This is a genomic window from Micromonospora sp. NBC_00330, assembly GCF_036136635.1.
GTDB lineage: Bacteria > Actinomycetota > Actinomycetes > Mycobacteriales > Micromonosporaceae > Micromonospora > Micromonospora salmantinae.
This window is the reverse complement of the sequence record NZ_CP108012.1, coordinates 3,664,074-3,678,755: the sequence shown is the minus strand read 5'-3', so window position 1 is coordinate 3,678,755 and position 14,682 is coordinate 3,664,074. Positions and strand designations below refer to the sequence as shown.

Sequence of the window (14,682 nt, the reverse complement as noted above, 5' to 3'; positions counted from 1 at the left end):
CGAGCGGATTTCCGGCCACCCGCGCCACCCACCGCCCGCGGTTGGCCCGGTCGGGTCTGGGCCACGGGGTGCGGCACCCGCGCCGATCTTGCACTTTCGGTCGTCGAGATAGGCGCAATGGCGGCTTATGTCGGGACAGTAAATGCAAGATCGACGGAGGAGGGCGGACCGGCTTCGTCGATCATGAAGTTGTGGTGCCTGGCTTGGTACTTTTCAGGCGATTTGTTGCCCACCACAACTCCATGATCGACGGGACGGGGCGGGGTTGACGTGCCGAACGGGGTCAGGCCAGTCCGGCGCGACGCAGGGCTTCGGCCATCGCGTCATTGGCCGGCGCCGGTGCGCCCTGCCGCTGCTGCCCGCCGCGACCACTCTGCCCGCCGCGACCTCCCTGCCCGCCTCGACTGTCCTGTCCGCCTCGACCGGCTTGGCCTTCGCGACCGCCTTGGCCGCCGCCGCGACCGGCTTGGCCTTCGCGACCGCCTTGGCCGCCGCCGCGACCACCCTGCGGCGCGCGCTGCGCCGGGCCGCCACGCCCCTCCTGGCTCGTCCGACCACCACCGCCACCACCGGCGGCGGGCTCGTCGTCCAGGCGCAGGGTCAGCGAGATCCGCTTGCGGGGTACGTCCACGTCCAGAACCCGGACCTTGACCACGTCGCCGGACTTCACCACCTCGCGGGGGTCCTTCACGAAGGTCCGGGACATCGCCGAGACGTGCACCAGACCGTCCTGGTGAACCCCGACGTCGACGAACGCGCCGAACGCGGCCACGTTGGTGACAACGCCCTCCAGCACCATCCCCGTCGTCAGGTCGCTGATCTTCTCCACCCCCTCGACGAAGGTGGCGGTGCGGAACTCCGGGCGGGGGTCCCGGCCCGGCTTCTCCAACTCGGCGAGGATGTCGGTGACGGTGGGGAGGCCGAACCGGTCGTCGACGAAGTCGGTGGCCCGCAGCCCGCGCAGGATGCCGCTCTTGCCGATCACCGAGCGCAGGTCCTGCCCGGTGGTGGAGAGGATGCGGCGCACCACCGGGTACGCCTCGGGGTGCACGCTGGAGGAGTCCAGCGGGTCGTCGCCGCCGGGGATGCGCAGGAAGCCGGCGCACTGCTCGAACGCCTTCGGCCCGAGGCGGGCCACCTTCTTCAGTTCGGTACGCGTACGGAACGGCCCGTTGGCGTCCCGGTGCAGCACGATGTTCTCGGCCAGGCCGGCGCCGATCCCGGAGACCCGGGTCAGCAGCGGCGCGGAGGCGGTGTTGACGTCCACGCCGACCGCGTTCACGCAGTCCTCCACCACCGCGTCCAGCGACCGGGACAGCTTCACCTCGGACAGGTCGTGCTGGTACTGGCCGACGCCGATCGAGCGCGGGTCGATCTTGACCAGTTCCGCGAGGGGGTCCTGGAGGCGGCGGGCGATGGAGACCGCGCCGCGCAGCGACACGTCCATCCCGGGCAGCTCCTGCGAGGCGTACGCGGAGGCGGAGTAGACCGACGCGCCGGCCTCGGAGACCATCACCTTGGTCAGGTTGAGCTGCGGGTGCCGGGCGATCAGCTCACCGGCGAGCTTGTCGGTCTCGCGGGAGGCCGTGCCGTTGCCGATCGCGATCAGCTCCACCCCGTGCGCGCCGGCCAGCCGGGCGAGGGTCTCCACCGACGCGTCCCACTGCCGGCGCGGCTCGTGCGGGTAGATGGTGTCGGTGGCGAGCACCTTGCCGGTCGCGTCCACCACTGCCACCTTCACGCCGGTCCGCAGGCCCGGGTCCAGGCCCATCGTGGGCCGGGTGCCGGCCGGCGCGGCGAGCAACAGGTCCCGCAGGTTGGTGGCGAAGACCCGGACGGCCTCCTCCTCGGCCGCCTGCCACAGCCGCATCCGCAGGTCCGCGCCGAGGTGGATGAGGATCCGGGTACGCCACGCCCAGCGGACCGTGTCGGTCAGCCAACGGTCGGCCGGGCGGCCTGCGTCGGACACCCCGAACCGGCCGGCGATGGCCGCCTCGTACCGGGTCGGGCCGGTCGGTACGGCGTCCGCCTCGCCCGCCTCCTCCGACTCCATGGTCAGGTCGAGCACGCCCTCCTTCTCGCCCCGGAACATCGCCAGGATCCGGTGCGAGGGCAGCTTCGGGTACGGCTCGGAGAAGTCGAAGTAGTCGGCGAACTTGGCGCCGGCCGCCTCCTGACCCTCGCGTACCCGGGAAACCAGCCGGCCCCGCGACCACATCTGCTCGCGCAGCGTGCCGATCAGGTCGGCGTCCTCCGCGAAGGTCTCGATGAGGATGGCCCGGGCGCCCTCCAGCGCGGCGGCGGCGTCGGCGACGCCCTTGTCCTCATCGACGAACCCGGCGGCGGTGGCCCGGGGGTCCTGACCCGGGTCGGCCAGCAGCGTCTCGGCCAACGGGGCCAACCCGGCCTCACGGGCGATCTGCGCCCGGGTCCGCCGCTTCGGCTTGTACGGGAGGTAGATGTCCTCCAGCCGGGACTTCGAGTCGGCGGCCATGATCTGCGCTTCCAGGGCCTCGTCCAGCTTGCCCTGGCCGCGGATCGACTCCAGCACCGCGGCCCGCCGCTCGTCCAGCTCGCGCAGGTAGCGCAGCCGCTCCTCCAGGGTGCGCAGCTGGGTGTCGTCGAGCAGGCCGGTGGCCTCCTTGCGGTAGCGGGCGATGAACGGCACTGTGGCGCCGCCGTCGAGCAGCTCCACGGCCGCCCGCACCTGACGCTCGGCCACGCCGAGCTCGTCGGCGATCCGCTGATGAACAGACTGGGTCACGATCTCGATCCGCCTTCGACTCGATCCGCCTTCAAGGAGCGGGTACGGCTGCATTCTGCCGGGCGGGCCGTGGCGCTGTCGCCGCGCCCGGCCGGGACCGGGAACCGAACCGCGGCGTCCGGCCGGGGTGACCGGCGGCGGTCCCGTCGGGCCTGCGCTAGCGTGGCGATCATGGAATCTGCTGCGGAGCCGCGCGCCCGGCGGCTCTTCGGCGGCAGCGCCCGGGCCCTCGGCGACCTCACGGCCAACCCGTTCCGTGCCGACCGGGACCGGATCGTCGGCTCGCCGTTCTTCGCCCGCCTCGGTGGTGTGACCCAGGTGATCAGCCCGGTCGGCTCCGGGCTGCTGGTGCACAACCGGCTCACCCACAGCCTCAAGGTCGCCCAGGTGGCCCGGGCGGTCGCCGAGCGGTTGAACGCCGACGAACGGTGGCGTGACCTGCTGGACAAGCTCGGCGGCTGCGACCCCGACGTGGTGGAGGCGGCGGCGCTCGCCCACGACCTCGGCCACCCACCGTTCGGGCACCTGGGGGAGCGGGTGCTGGACCGGCTGGCCCGCCAGCGTCTCGGCCTCTCCGACGGTTTCGAGGGCAACGCGCAGTCGTACCGGATCGTCACCAGCACCGAGATCCGCGGCGCGGCCACCACCGGGTTGGACCTGACCGCGGCGGTCCGCGCGGCCATGCTGAAGTACCCGTGGACCCGCCTGGACCACCCCGACCCGCACCCGCGCACCATGGACCCGCCGCCGCGCGGCGCCACCCCACCGCCGGACGACCCGGAGAGCGGATCCTCGAAGTTCGGCGCGTACCGGACCGAGCTGGACGACCTGCGGCAGGCCCGGGCGCCGTTCGCCGGTCGCATCCCGGACTGGCAGCAGACAGTCGAGGCGTCCGTGATGGACACCGCCGACGACATCGCGTACGCCATCCACGACGTGGAGGACTTCTACCGGGTCGGGGTGCTCCAGCAGGGTTCGGTCTCCGCGGAGTTGATGGCCTGGCAGCGCGAGAGCGGGCAACTGCGGGCGATCACCGACGCGGCGCTGGCCACTGCTGCCCGGCGACCCGGGGCGGCGATCGAGCGGCTACGCCGGCAACTGCACCGCAAGGACGCCTGGATCGCCGACGACGACGCGTTCGCCGCCGCCGTCGAACACGTCCGCGAGGAATTGGTGGACGGGCTGCTCGCGATGCCGTTCGACGGCTCGATCGAGGCCGAGCAGTACGTGGCCCGGTTCTCCGCCCGCTGGTCCACCCGCTTCGTCGAGGCGATCACTGTCACCGAACAGCCGTCGGTGCGCTCCGGGCACGTGCTGCTGGGCTGCGCGCAGTGGCACGAGGTGCAGGTGCTCAAGTTCGTCCACCACCGGTTCGTGCTGGCCCGCCCGGACCTCGCCCTGCACCAGCGCGGCCAGGCACGGCTGCTGGGCACCCTGGTCGAGGCGCTCTGGGAGTGGCTGCTCGACCCGGAGGAGGAGTCCCGGCTGCCCCGCCGGCTGCACGACCTGGTCGAGTTGGCCGAGGCCGAGCTGCACCCGCGTACCCCGGACCGGATCGGTCGCGCCCGGGGCCGAGCCATCGTGGACTTCGTCGCGCAGCTCACCGACGGTCAGGCGGTGGCCATGCTGGACGCGCTCTCCGGCCGGTCCGGCGCGCTCTGGACCGACGCGTTCGTGCTCTGACCCGGGCCCGCTCGGCCTGACTCAGGCGATGCCCGCTCGGCCTGACTCAGGCGATGCCCGCTCGGCCTGACTCAGGCGACGGCCTGCCACCAGCCGTCGACGGCTGGCGGCTCGTCGACCACCACCCGCTCGCCCGGCCGGGGCACGGCGAGCCGCACGTCGCGGGCCTTCGCCTCGGCCCACAGCCGGTCGACCGGCTCGGACCAGTCGTGCAGGGCCAGGTTGAACGTCGCCCAGTGCACCGGCACGAACAGCCCGCCGCGCAGGTCGAGGTGGGCGTCGACCGCCTCCTCCGGGAACATGTGGATCGTCGGCCAGGCCCGGTCGTACGCGCCGATCTGCATCAGCGTCACGTCGAACGGCCCGTGCTCGGCGCCGATCTCGGCGTACCCGTCGAAGTAGCCGGAGTCGCCGGTGTAGAAGACCTTGCGACGCGCCCCGGCCACCACCCACGAACTCCAGAGCGTGCCGTCGCGGCGCAGCCCTCGTCCGGAGAAGTGCTGGGCGGCGGTGGCGGTGATCTCCAAGCCGGCCACCTGGTGCGACTCGGACCAGTCCAGCTCGATGATCCGTTCGGCGGGTACGCCCCAGCGGTCCAGGTGCGCGCCCACGCCGAGCGGCACCAGGAACGGCGCGGACTGCCCGGCGAGCAGCGCCCGCACGGTGGCCATGTCGAGGTGGTCGTAGTGGTCGTGCGAGATCAGGATGGCGTCCAGCGGGGGCAGCTCGTCGATGCCCACCGGTGGCTCGTGCAGCCGGCGCGGGCCGACCAGACCCGACGGGGAGCACCGCTCGCTCCAGACCGGGTCGAGCAGCACCCGCCGGCCCTCGATCTCGATCAGGGTCGAGGCGTGGCCGTACCAGACGATGTTGAGCTCGTCGGCGCTCTCGGCGGCCTCCGGCCCGCCGCCGCTGGGGCGCAGCAGCGGCACGGGCGCCGTGGGACGCCGCTTCTGCTTGCCGAAGATCAGCTCGCGGACCAGGTTGCGCCCCGGCTCGGCGATCATCGTGCGGGTGCCGGCCCGGTTGTGGAAGGTGCCCTCGCGGAACTGCGGCGAGCGGGCCGCCCGCTCGGCCCGTGCCCCGCTGAGCCGGCCACCCAGCGCCGCCGGCACATCCCGGGCGACCCAGGCCAGGCCGGCCAGCGCGGCCAGGCCGGCGGCGCCCCGCATCCGCCGCCCGAGCGACCGTTCGACGTCCGTGTTCTGCGCTCGTGCCATTGCCGTCCCTCCGACGTGTCCGCCCTACACGGTAGTCACCCGGACCGACCCGTGCCTCGGTGGTCGCCACGCCGGGTCGGTCGCCGGCAGCGGCGACCGACCCGGGACGAGCTCTAGCCGCCGTTGCTGGGGCGTCGGGCGGTGATCCGGAACGTCTTGCCCACGCCCGCGATCCGGTCCACCGCGGCCAGGAACTTCGGGCCCATGGCGGCCCGGGCCTGCACCGCCGGGTGGGTCGCGCCGAAGTCCTCCGGGTTGGCCTGCCCGTCGGCGAAGAGGGCGTAGGTGAGCACCGCCGCGCCGGAGCGGTCGAAGATCACGCCGGCCTCGTGCCGGGCGTCGGCGTACCAGCCGGCCTTGGTGGCGATCCGGGCCCGCTCGTCGGAGGACATGGTGCGCCGGATGCCGTCGGTGAACGCCACCGGGGAGCGCAGGATGCCCAACAGGTACGTCGTCGAGGCGGGGGAGAGCAGCGTGCCAGCGACCAGGGCGCGCAGCAGGTCGTGCGTCTCCCGGGGGGTGCTGGTGCCGAGGAAGAACCGGTTCGGGTTGGCCACCGGCTGAACCTGGGTGTTCGGGAAGCCCTTGGCGACCAGGATGGAGTTGATCTCGGCCGCCGGGGCGACCAGCCCGCACAGCCGCACCGCGGTGTCGTCCGAGACGGTCAGCAGGTTGGCCAGCACGTGCCCGATGGTCACCAGGCTCGGGTACGCGCCGTCCAGGCTGAAGATGCCGTCACCGCCCGGTACGACGATCGCCGCGCTCACCTCGACCTGCTGGTCCAGGGTGAGCAGCCCGCGGTCGACCTTGTCGAGCACCGCCGTGGCGACGGCGATCTTGTTGACGCTGTACGCCTCGATCCGCCGGTCCGCGTCAGCCTCGACCGCGACCACCGGCGCACCGGCCGGGTCGGCGACGCTGACGTACGCCTGCCAGTTGCCGCCGGCCGCGACGCTGTGCTTGGTGAAGACGGAGGCGACCCGAAGGGCGGCCCGAGCCGGGGTGGTCGGTGCGGCCTCGGTGGTCTCGGCGGCGCTCGCCGGGGCGGCGGCGCCCAGCACCGTGCCGGCGGTGGCCACAGTGCCCAGTCCGAGTGCCGTTCTGCGGTTCAGTCGCATGGTCAATCGTCTCCCCGATCGTGGTGTGCCTGAGCGCTTGCTGGCCCACCACCCTAGGCGAGTTGATCCATGCACGATGCCCCCGAATATGTCCCGAACAGTCCCGAACAGGTCAACCGAACCGTCGGCGCAGCGCGGCGCCCACCGCACCCACCGGCCCGGACACGAGTTGCCGCAGGTCGGGCAGGTGGCCGCCGCGTACCGCCTCGCCGGCCGGGTTCGCGGCGAAGACCGAGCCGTCGTGCGCGGCGACCGGCCGTCCACTGAGGCCCGCCGCCCGCATCAACGGCCCGACGAGGACGTCGTAGACCCCCGGCAGTACGGTGAAGCCCGCCCGCAGCACCACGTTGAGCCGGCCCACCGACACCTCCCGGCGAGGCCGGTCCACACAGTCCACGATGGCCCGGGCCACCCGCTGGGGGCCGGCGACCGGCGGCGGAGGTCGCCCGATCCGGCCCAGATAGTTGGCCGCCTGCTGGTACACCGGTGTGTCCACGCTGCCCGGGTTGACCAGACACAGTCGGATCTGCGGGCTGTCGCGCAACTCCTGCTGCACCGTCCGGACCAGACCCTGCAACCCCCACTTGCTCGCCACGTACGCGCTCATGTACGGCGCGGTGATGTGCCCGAGCACCGAACCGGTGAGGATCACCGTGCCGGCCCCGGTGGCCCGGAAGTGCCGCAGCGCCACCCGCAGCGAGCCGGCCGCGCCGAGCAGATCGGTCCGTACCACTTGGTCGAAGACCCGTTCCGGCAGTTCGTCGAAGCGACCATAGGCCATCACCGCCGCCGTGTGCACCCACACGTCGACGCGGCCGAAGCGGTCGATCGCGGCACCCGCGAGCGCGTCCAGCGCGTCGGGCTCGGTCACGTCGGTCGGCACGGTCAGCACGTCGACGTGGGCGCACTCCGCGCGTACCTCGGCCAGGGTCGTGGTGGCGCGAGCGGCGAGGACCAGGCGGTCGCCACGCTCGGCGAACGCCCGGGCCGTCGCCCGGCCGATCCCGCTGCTCGCGCCAACGATCACGACCACCCGGCTCACGGTTGGAGCACGACCTTGATGCAGCCGTCCTCCTTCTTCTGGAACATCTCGTACGCCTGCGGCGCCCGGGCCAGCGGCACCCGGTGGGTACGCAGGTCCTCCACGCCCAGCGGGTCGTCGTCGCCCGAGAGCAGCGGCAGGATCTCGTCGGTCCACCGGCGCACGTGACACTGCCCCATCCGCAGCTGGATGCCCCTGTCGAACATCTCCATCAGCGGCATCGGGTCCGCCTCGCCGCCGTACACCCCGGAGAGCGAAACGGTGCCGCCACGACGAACCGCCTTGAGCGCGGCGTGCAGCACTGACAGCCGGTCCACGCCAGCCCGGTCGGTCATCGTCTGGGCCAGCTTGTCCGGCAGCAGCCCGGCGGCGGTCTGGGCCAACTTCCCCGCCGGCGAACCGTGCGCCTCCATCCCGACCGCGTCGATCACCGCGTCCGGGCCGCGACCGTCGACCAGGTCGATCAGCGCGCCCGGCACGTCGGACAGCTGGCTCACGTCGAGCACCTCGATGCCGTGCCGGCGGGCCAACTCCAGTCGCTCGGGCACCAGGTCCAGCCCGATCACCCGCCCCGCGCCGAGGTGGCGGCCGATCCGCGCGCAGAACTGCCCGACCGGGCCCAGGCCGAAGACGGCCAGGGTGCCACCCTGTGGGGTGTCCGCGTACTTCACCGCCTGCCAGGCGGTGGGCAGAATGTCGGACAGGTAGAGGTAGCGCTCGTCCGCGCCCGTCTGCGGGATCTTGATCGGCCCGAAGTGGGCCTGCGGAACGCGCAGGTACTCGGCCTGCCCGCCCGGCACCGAACCGTAGAGCGAGGTGTAGCCGAACAGGGACGCGCCCTTGCCCTCGCTGGTGACCTGGGTGGTCTCGCACTGCGCGTAGAGCTGGCGCTCGCACATCCAGCAACTGCCGCAGGCGATGTTGAACGGCACCACCACCCGGTCGCCCGGCTTGAGCCCCGTCACCTCCGACCCGACCTCCTCGACGATGCCCATCGGCTCGTGGCCCAGCACGTCACCCGGCTTCAGGTACGGCCCGAGCACCTCGTACAGGTGCAGGTCGGAACCGCAGATCGCGGTCGAGGTGATCTTCACGATCGCATCGGTCGGCTCCTCGATCCGAGGGTCCGGGACCTCCTCGACCCGTACGTCTCGCTTGCCCTGCCAGGTGAGCGCCTTCATGTCCCTCATCCCTTCTCACTGCCGTCTCGGAAGACTGCTACCCGGGCTCAGGCACTTGAACCGGCCGCCTGTCCCTGGCCTGTCTCCGGCCTTCGGGTGGATGGGCGGCGGTTGCGGTGAGGGCTGGGGCGACCCTTTGTCGGTTGCGGTGGCGGTCTGGGGGGCGACCGTCCCCGGCTTCGGGCGGTCAGGCTTGATCCCTACGCCGGGGACTGTCGCCCCCCAGCCCGTGGGTGGCCACTGCCCGTACCGGCTTGACCCCATCCCGGCCTGACCGGCGTCGGCCTGACCGGCGTCGGCCTGACCGGCGTGGGCCTGACCGGCGTGGGCCTGACCGGCGTCTCGGCCCGTCCCGCGTCTCGGTGTGCCCGTGCCAGGTGTGCCCCGTGCTCGGAGCGAGCCCAACCCAGTGCGCCCGCCGCATCTCCCAAGGGGCACGTGATCCACTCGGGTTTCAGGAAATCGGCCTGTCAATGCGCCTCGGATACCGCGACTTCAAGAAACGCGAGTCGATCAACCCGTGCGCGTCGTGGCCGGGTTTGTGACCTGGTTCGTTGCCGGGTTCGTGGCCAGGCCGGCGGGCCGGGTTCGGGCCTGTGGGTTTGTTGCGTGAGTCGCTACTGCTTGTGCGCTTCGTGGCGGAGCCAACGAGCCGCGCATCGGGGCGACGATTTGCGCGCCTTGACGGTCTTTGTCGCGCCGGTGTGCGGCCCGTCCGGGCCGACATCCAGTTGATCCACTCGCGTTCCTTGAAGTCGCGGCATCCGGCGCCCGGCAACAGGCCGATTTCCTGAAACCCGAGTGGATCATGCGAGGCGAGGCGAGGCGCGGTGCGGTGAAGCGCGGTGGGGTGGGGCGCGGTGAGGCGCGGTGAGGTGAGGTGCCGTGCGACGCGGCGCGGCGATGCGATGCGAGGCGAGGCGAGGGGGCCGGTGGTGCGGACGAGCCGTAACCAGGGTCAGGGCTGGGGCGACCGTCCCCGGCGGAGGGATCAAGCCTGACCGCCCGGAGCCGGGGACGGTCGCCCCAGCCCTCCACCGCAAGCACAGGCCACCGCAAGCGCAGGTCACCGCAAGCACAGGCCACCGCAAGCGCAGGTCACCGCAAGCACAGGCCACCGCAAGCACAGGCCACCGCAAGCACAGGCCACCGCGAGCACAGGCCACCGTAAGCACAGGCCACCGCGAGCAGAGACCGCCGGGAGGTCGAACGCCGAACCGCCGTACCCCCTGGGAAAGCGGGATACGGCGGTCGGTACCGCGGACCTCAGGAACCGGGGGTGTTGTTGGCTCCCTTGGCGGTGGCCGCGAGGTAGTCGCGGTTGAGCCGGCCGATGGTGTTCAGCGGGATGCCCTTCGGGCAGGCTGGGGTGCATTCGCCGGCGTTGGTGCAGCCGCCGAAGCCGGCCTCGTCGTGCGCGTCGACCATGCCGATCACCCGGGTGTAGCGCTCGGGCTGGCCCTGCGGCAGCAGCGAGAGCTGGGTGAGCTTGGCGGCGGTGAAGAGCATGCCGGAGCCGTTCGGGCAGGCTGCCACGCAGGCGCCGCAGCCGATGCAGGCCGCCGATTCGAAGGCGGCGTCGGCGTTGGCCTTGGCCACCGGGGTGGAGTGGGCTTCGGGCGCGCTGCCGGTCGGCGCGGTGACGTAGCCGCCAGCCGCGATGATCTTGTCGAAGGCGCTCCGGTTGACGACCAGGTCCTTGACGACCGGGAAGGCGCTGGCCCGCCACGGCTCGATGTCGATGGTCTCGCCGTCCTTGAACTGCCGCATGTGCAGTTGGCACGCTGTGGTGCCGCGCTGCGGCCCGTGCGCGTCGCCGTTGATCATCAGGCCGCACATGCCGCAGATGCCCTCGCGGCAGTCGTGGTCGAACGCGACAGGGTCCTCGCCCGCGAGGATCAGCCGCTCGTTGAGCACGTCGAGCATCTCCAGGAACGACATGTCCGGGGACACGTCGTCGACCGGGTAGGTCACCATCCGACCCTTGTCCTCAGGGCCCTTCTGGCGCCAGATGCGCAGGGTCAGGTTCACTTGTAGCTCCGCTGCGTGGGGTGGACGTATTCGAACTTCAGGTCTTCCTTGTGCAGCACCGAGGGCTCGCCGTCGGCGGTGAACTCCCAGGCCGCCACGTACGCGAACCGGTCGTCGTCGCGCTGCGCCTCACCGTCGGGGGTCTGGTGCTCGGCCCGGAAGTGGCCGCCGCAGGACTCCTCGCGGTGCAGGGCGTCGATGCACATCAGCTCGGCCAGCTCGAAGAAGTCGGCCACCCGGCCGGCCTTCTCCAGCGACTGGTTGAGTTCTTCGCCGGTGCCGGACACCTTGACCCGCTGCCAGAACTGCTCGCGCAGGGCACGGATCTCGTCGATCGCCTTGCGCAGCCCGGCCTCGCTGCGCTCCATGCCGCAGTGTTCCCACATGATCTGGCCCAGTTCCCGGTGGAACGAGTCCACGGTCCGGTCGCCGTCGACAGCGAGCAGCCGCTGGACGCGGTCCTCGACGTCGGTGCGCGCCTCGACGGCCGCCGGGTGGCTGGCGTCGACCTTCTCCAGTGGACCGGAGGCCAGGTAGTTGGCGATGGTGGTGGGCAGCACGAAGTAGCCGTCGGCGAGGCCCTGCATCAGCGCCGAGGCGCCGAGGCGGTTCGCGCCGTGGTCGGAGAAGTTCGCCTCGCCGATCACGAACAGGCCGGGGATGTTCGACTGGAGGTCGTAGTCGACCCACAGGCCGCCCATCGTGTAGTGCACGGCGGGGTAGATGCGCATCGGCACCTCGTACGGGTCCTCGCCGGTGATCCGTTCGTACATCTCGAAGAGGTTGCCGTACTTGGCCTCGATGGCCTTGCGGCCCAGCCGGCCGATCGCGTCGGCGAAGTCGAGGTAGACGCCGAGCTTCGTCGGCCCGACGCCCCGACCCTCGTCGCACACGTTCTTCGCGGCGCGGGAGGCGATGTCGCGGGGGACCAGGTTGCCGAAGGAGGGGTAGATCCGCTCCAGGTAGTAGTCCCGCTCGTCCTCCGGAATGTCCTTCGGGCTGCGGTCGTCACCCTTGGTCTTCGGCACCCAGACCCGGCCGTCGTTGCGCAGCGACTCGCTCATCAGGGTCAGCTTCGACTGGTGGTCGCCGGAGACCGGGATGCAGGTCGGGTGGATCTGCGTGTAGCACGGGTTGGCGAAGTACGCGCCCTTGCGGTGCGCGCGCCAGGTGGCGGTGACGTTGCAGCCCTTGGCGTTGGTGGAGAGGTAGAAGACGTTGCCGTAGCCGCCGGAGGCGAGCACCACGGCGTCGGCCATTTCGGTGCTGATCTCGCCGGTGACCAGGTCCCGGACGACGATGCCCCGGGCCTTGCCGTCGACGAGGACCAGCTCCAGCATCTCGTGCCGGGTGTTCATCTCGACGTTGCCCAGGCCGATCTGCCGTTCGAGGGCCTGGTACGCGCCAAGGAGCAGTTGCTGGCCCGTTTGGCCCCGGGCGTAGAAGGTGCGCTGCACCTGGGCGCCGCCGAAGGAGCGGGTGTCCAGCAGGCCGCCGTACTCGCGGGCGAACGGCACTCCCTGGGCGACGCACTGGTCGATGATGTTGACCGACACCTCGGCGAGCCGGTGCACGTTCGACTCCCGGGAGCGGAAGTCGCCGCCCTTGACGGTGTCGTAGAAGAGCCGGTGCACGGAGTCGCCGTCGTTGCGGTAGTTCTTCGCCGCGTTGATGCCGCCCTGTGCCGCGATGGAGTGCGCCCGGCGTGGGCTGTCCTGGTAGCAGTAGGACTTGACGTGGTAGCCCTGCTCGGCCAGGGTCGCGGCGGCGGAGCCGCCGGCCAGGCCGGTGCCGACCACGATCACCGTCATCTTGCGGCGGTTGGCGGGGTTGACCAGTTTGGCCTCGAAGCGCCGGGTCTCCCAACGCTTCTCGACCGGGCCGTCGGGAGCCTTGGTGTCGGCGATCGGGTCGCCCTCGGTGAAGAGTTCCATGTCAGGACACCAATCCGGTGAGTACGGCGAACGGGACCACCAGGTACCCGGCGCAGAGCAGCACGGCGAAGATCAGAGCTGCGGTACGCGCCCTGCGCTCGCCGCGTGGCGTCTGCTGGCCGAGGCTGCGGAACGCGCTGAACGCGCCGTGGCGCAGGTGGAAGCCCACCGCGAGGATGGCCAGCGTGTAGAAGAGGGTGACGTACCAGCGCTCCGGGGCGAAGTCGGCGACGACGTTGCCGTACGGCTTGCTGGCGTCGCCGACCGGGTTCAGCGTGCCGGTGGTCAGGTCCAGCAGGTGGTAGATCACGAAGAGCAGGATGATCACTCCACCCCAGCGCATCGTGCGGGCCGCGTAGCTGCCGTTGACCTTCTTGCGGTGGGCGTACTTGACCGGGCGGGCGGCGCGGGCCCGGCGGGCCAGCACGGTGGCGGCCACGATGTGGGCGACGACCGCCACGACCAGCACGGTGCGCAGGATCCACAGGAACCAGACGCCGGGCAGCAGTGGCTTGCCGATGTCGCGCAGCCAGTGCGCGTAGTGGTCGAACGAGGTCTCCCCCGTGAACACCTTCAGGTTGCCGAGCATGTGGGCGATGAGGAACAGCGCCAGCAGGATGCCCGTCACCGCCATGACGGCCTTGAGGCCGACGTTCGAGCGGATGGGCGACCGAGTCTTCGTGATTACCACAGGACCGACGCTAGGAGCACTTCGATCAGTCGTCCAATGCATCAAACTCGCAGTGTTGATAGCCGTAGGCTATGTAGATGCAGCTCCATCAGCTCCGGTACTTCGTCGCGGTGGCCGAAGTACGACATTTCACGCAAGCCGCCGACCTCGTGGGCATCACTCAGCCTTCTCTCAGTAAGCAAATTCACGCTCTGGAGGCCGACCTCGGAGCACCACTGTTCGAGCGGGTAAGGGGCAACATCGCCCTCACCGCGGCGGGTGAGGTCCTGCTGCCGTTGGCCACCCGGATCCTCGCCGACGTGGAGACCGCGACCCGGGAGGTCCAGGAGTTGGTCGGGCTGCGCCGGGGCCGGGTCCGGCTCGGGGCCACCCCCAGTCTGGCGACCTCGCTCGCCCCGCCGGTGCTGCGCCGGTTCCGCGACGCGCACCCCACAGTCGACCTCAAGGTCGAGGAGGGCGGCTCCCAGGACCTGGTGCGCGACCTGCTCCGCGGCGACCTCGACCTGGCCCTCATCATCATGCCGGCGCAGGGGGCCGACCCGGGGCTGCGGGTCGACCCGATCCTGCGGGAGAGCCTGGTGGTGGCCTCGGTGGGGGAGGTGCCCACCGCGTCGCTCACCGGGGAGCTGCGCATCACCGACCTGCGGGACCAGCCGATGGTGATGTTCCGCGAGGGGTACGACCTGCGCGACGCCACCATCCAGGCGTGTCGGGAGGCGGGCTTCGAACCCACCTTCGCGGTGGACGGCGGCGAGATGGACGCGGTGCTCAGCTTCGTCGAGGCGGGGCTGGGCATCGCTCTCGTGCCCGGCATCGTGCTGGCTCGCCGGCCGGGCGTGCGGATCACCCCGCTCGCCCCGCCCGGGGTGCGGCGGACCATCGCGGTGGCCCGTCGGCGCGACGTCGTACCCACCCACGCCGGTCGGGAGCTTCGGCGCATCCTGCTCGACTACATCCAGTCGGCGATCGACCTCGGCGAACTGCCCCCGGGCGTCGAGCCACTGCCCTGACCCGCCGG

10 protein-coding genes are annotated in these 14,682 nt (G+C 71.5%); 2 read left to right on the top strand and 8 right to left on the bottom strand.

Features of this window, described 5'->3' with window-relative positions:
* Positions 1 to 283: 283 nt before the first annotated feature.
* Positions 284 to 2,764 (bottom strand): Tex family protein, encoded by a 2,481-nt coding sequence (locus OG598_RS16495; RefSeq protein WP_328649995.1) that lies wholly within the window; start codon positions 2,762 to 2,764, stop codon positions 284 to 286.
* A 171-nt stretch (positions 2,765 to 2,935) separates the two neighbouring features.
* On the opposite strand from OG598_RS16495, the gene OG598_RS16490 reads away from it, so the two are divergent.
* Complete coding sequence (locus OG598_RS16490) at positions 2,936 to 4,447, top strand: deoxyguanosinetriphosphate triphosphohydrolase family protein (protein WP_210781348.1); 1,512 nt, start codon at positions 2,936 to 2,938, stop codon at positions 4,445 to 4,447.
* 71 nt (positions 4,448 to 4,518) lie between these two features.
* Here the strand turns inward: OG598_RS16490 and OG598_RS16485 are convergent, their stop codons facing one another.
* From OG598_RS16485 to OG598_RS16455, 7 genes are all read right to left on the bottom strand, one after another.
* On the bottom strand, positions 4,519 to 5,667 hold the full coding sequence (locus tag OG598_RS16485) for an MBL fold metallo-hydrolase (protein ID WP_328649994.1): 1,149 nt from the start codon (positions 5,665 to 5,667) through the stop codon (positions 4,519 to 4,521).
* Positions 5,668 to 5,780: 113 nt separating this feature from the next.
* A complete protein-coding gene (locus OG598_RS16480; RefSeq protein ID WP_328649993.1) occupies positions 5,781 to 6,785 on the bottom strand; it encodes a serine hydrolase in 1,005 nt (334 codons plus the stop codon).
* A gap of 112 nt (positions 6,786 to 6,897) precedes the next feature.
* On the bottom strand, positions 6,898 to 7,818 hold the full coding sequence (locus tag OG598_RS16475) for an SDR family NAD(P)-dependent oxidoreductase (RefSeq protein WP_328649992.1): 921 nt from the start codon (positions 7,816 to 7,818) through the stop codon (positions 6,898 to 6,900).
* A gap of 5 nt (positions 7,819 to 7,823) precedes the next feature.
* Complete coding sequence (locus OG598_RS16470; protein WP_328655354.1) at positions 7,824 to 9,008, bottom strand: zinc-dependent alcohol dehydrogenase; 1,185 nt, start codon at positions 9,006 to 9,008, stop codon at positions 7,824 to 7,826.
* 1,266 nt (positions 9,009 to 10,274) lie between these two features.
* Positions 10,275 to 11,039 carry a succinate dehydrogenase/fumarate reductase iron-sulfur subunit gene (locus tag OG598_RS16465; RefSeq protein WP_091401529.1) on the bottom strand — a complete coding sequence of 255 codons (765 nt, stop codon included), beginning with the start codon at positions 11,037 to 11,039 and terminating at the stop codon, positions 10,275 to 10,277.
* Positions 11,036 to 12,973: a fumarate reductase/succinate dehydrogenase flavoprotein subunit gene (locus tag OG598_RS16460; RefSeq protein ID WP_328649991.1), complete on the bottom strand. Its 1,938-nt coding sequence runs from the start codon at positions 12,971 to 12,973 to the stop codon at positions 11,036 to 11,038. The genes OG598_RS16465 and OG598_RS16460 overlap by 4 nt, the downstream gene beginning before the upstream one ends.
* Position 12,974: 1 nt before the next feature.
* Positions 12,975 to 13,706, bottom strand: coding sequence for a succinate dehydrogenase cytochrome b subunit (locus tag OG598_RS16455; protein WP_181539347.1), 732 nt, complete (start codon positions 13,704 to 13,706; stop codon positions 12,975 to 12,977).
* Positions 13,707 to 13,741: 35 nt separating this feature from the next.
* Here OG598_RS16455 and OG598_RS16450 point away from each other — a divergent pair, with 35 nt between their 5' ends.
* Positions 13,742 to 14,674 carry a LysR family transcriptional regulator gene (locus OG598_RS16450; RefSeq protein ID WP_328649990.1) on the top strand — a complete coding sequence of 311 codons (933 nt, stop codon included), beginning with the start codon at positions 13,742 to 13,744 and terminating at the stop codon, positions 14,672 to 14,674.
* Positions 14,675 to 14,682: the final 8 nt, after the last annotated feature.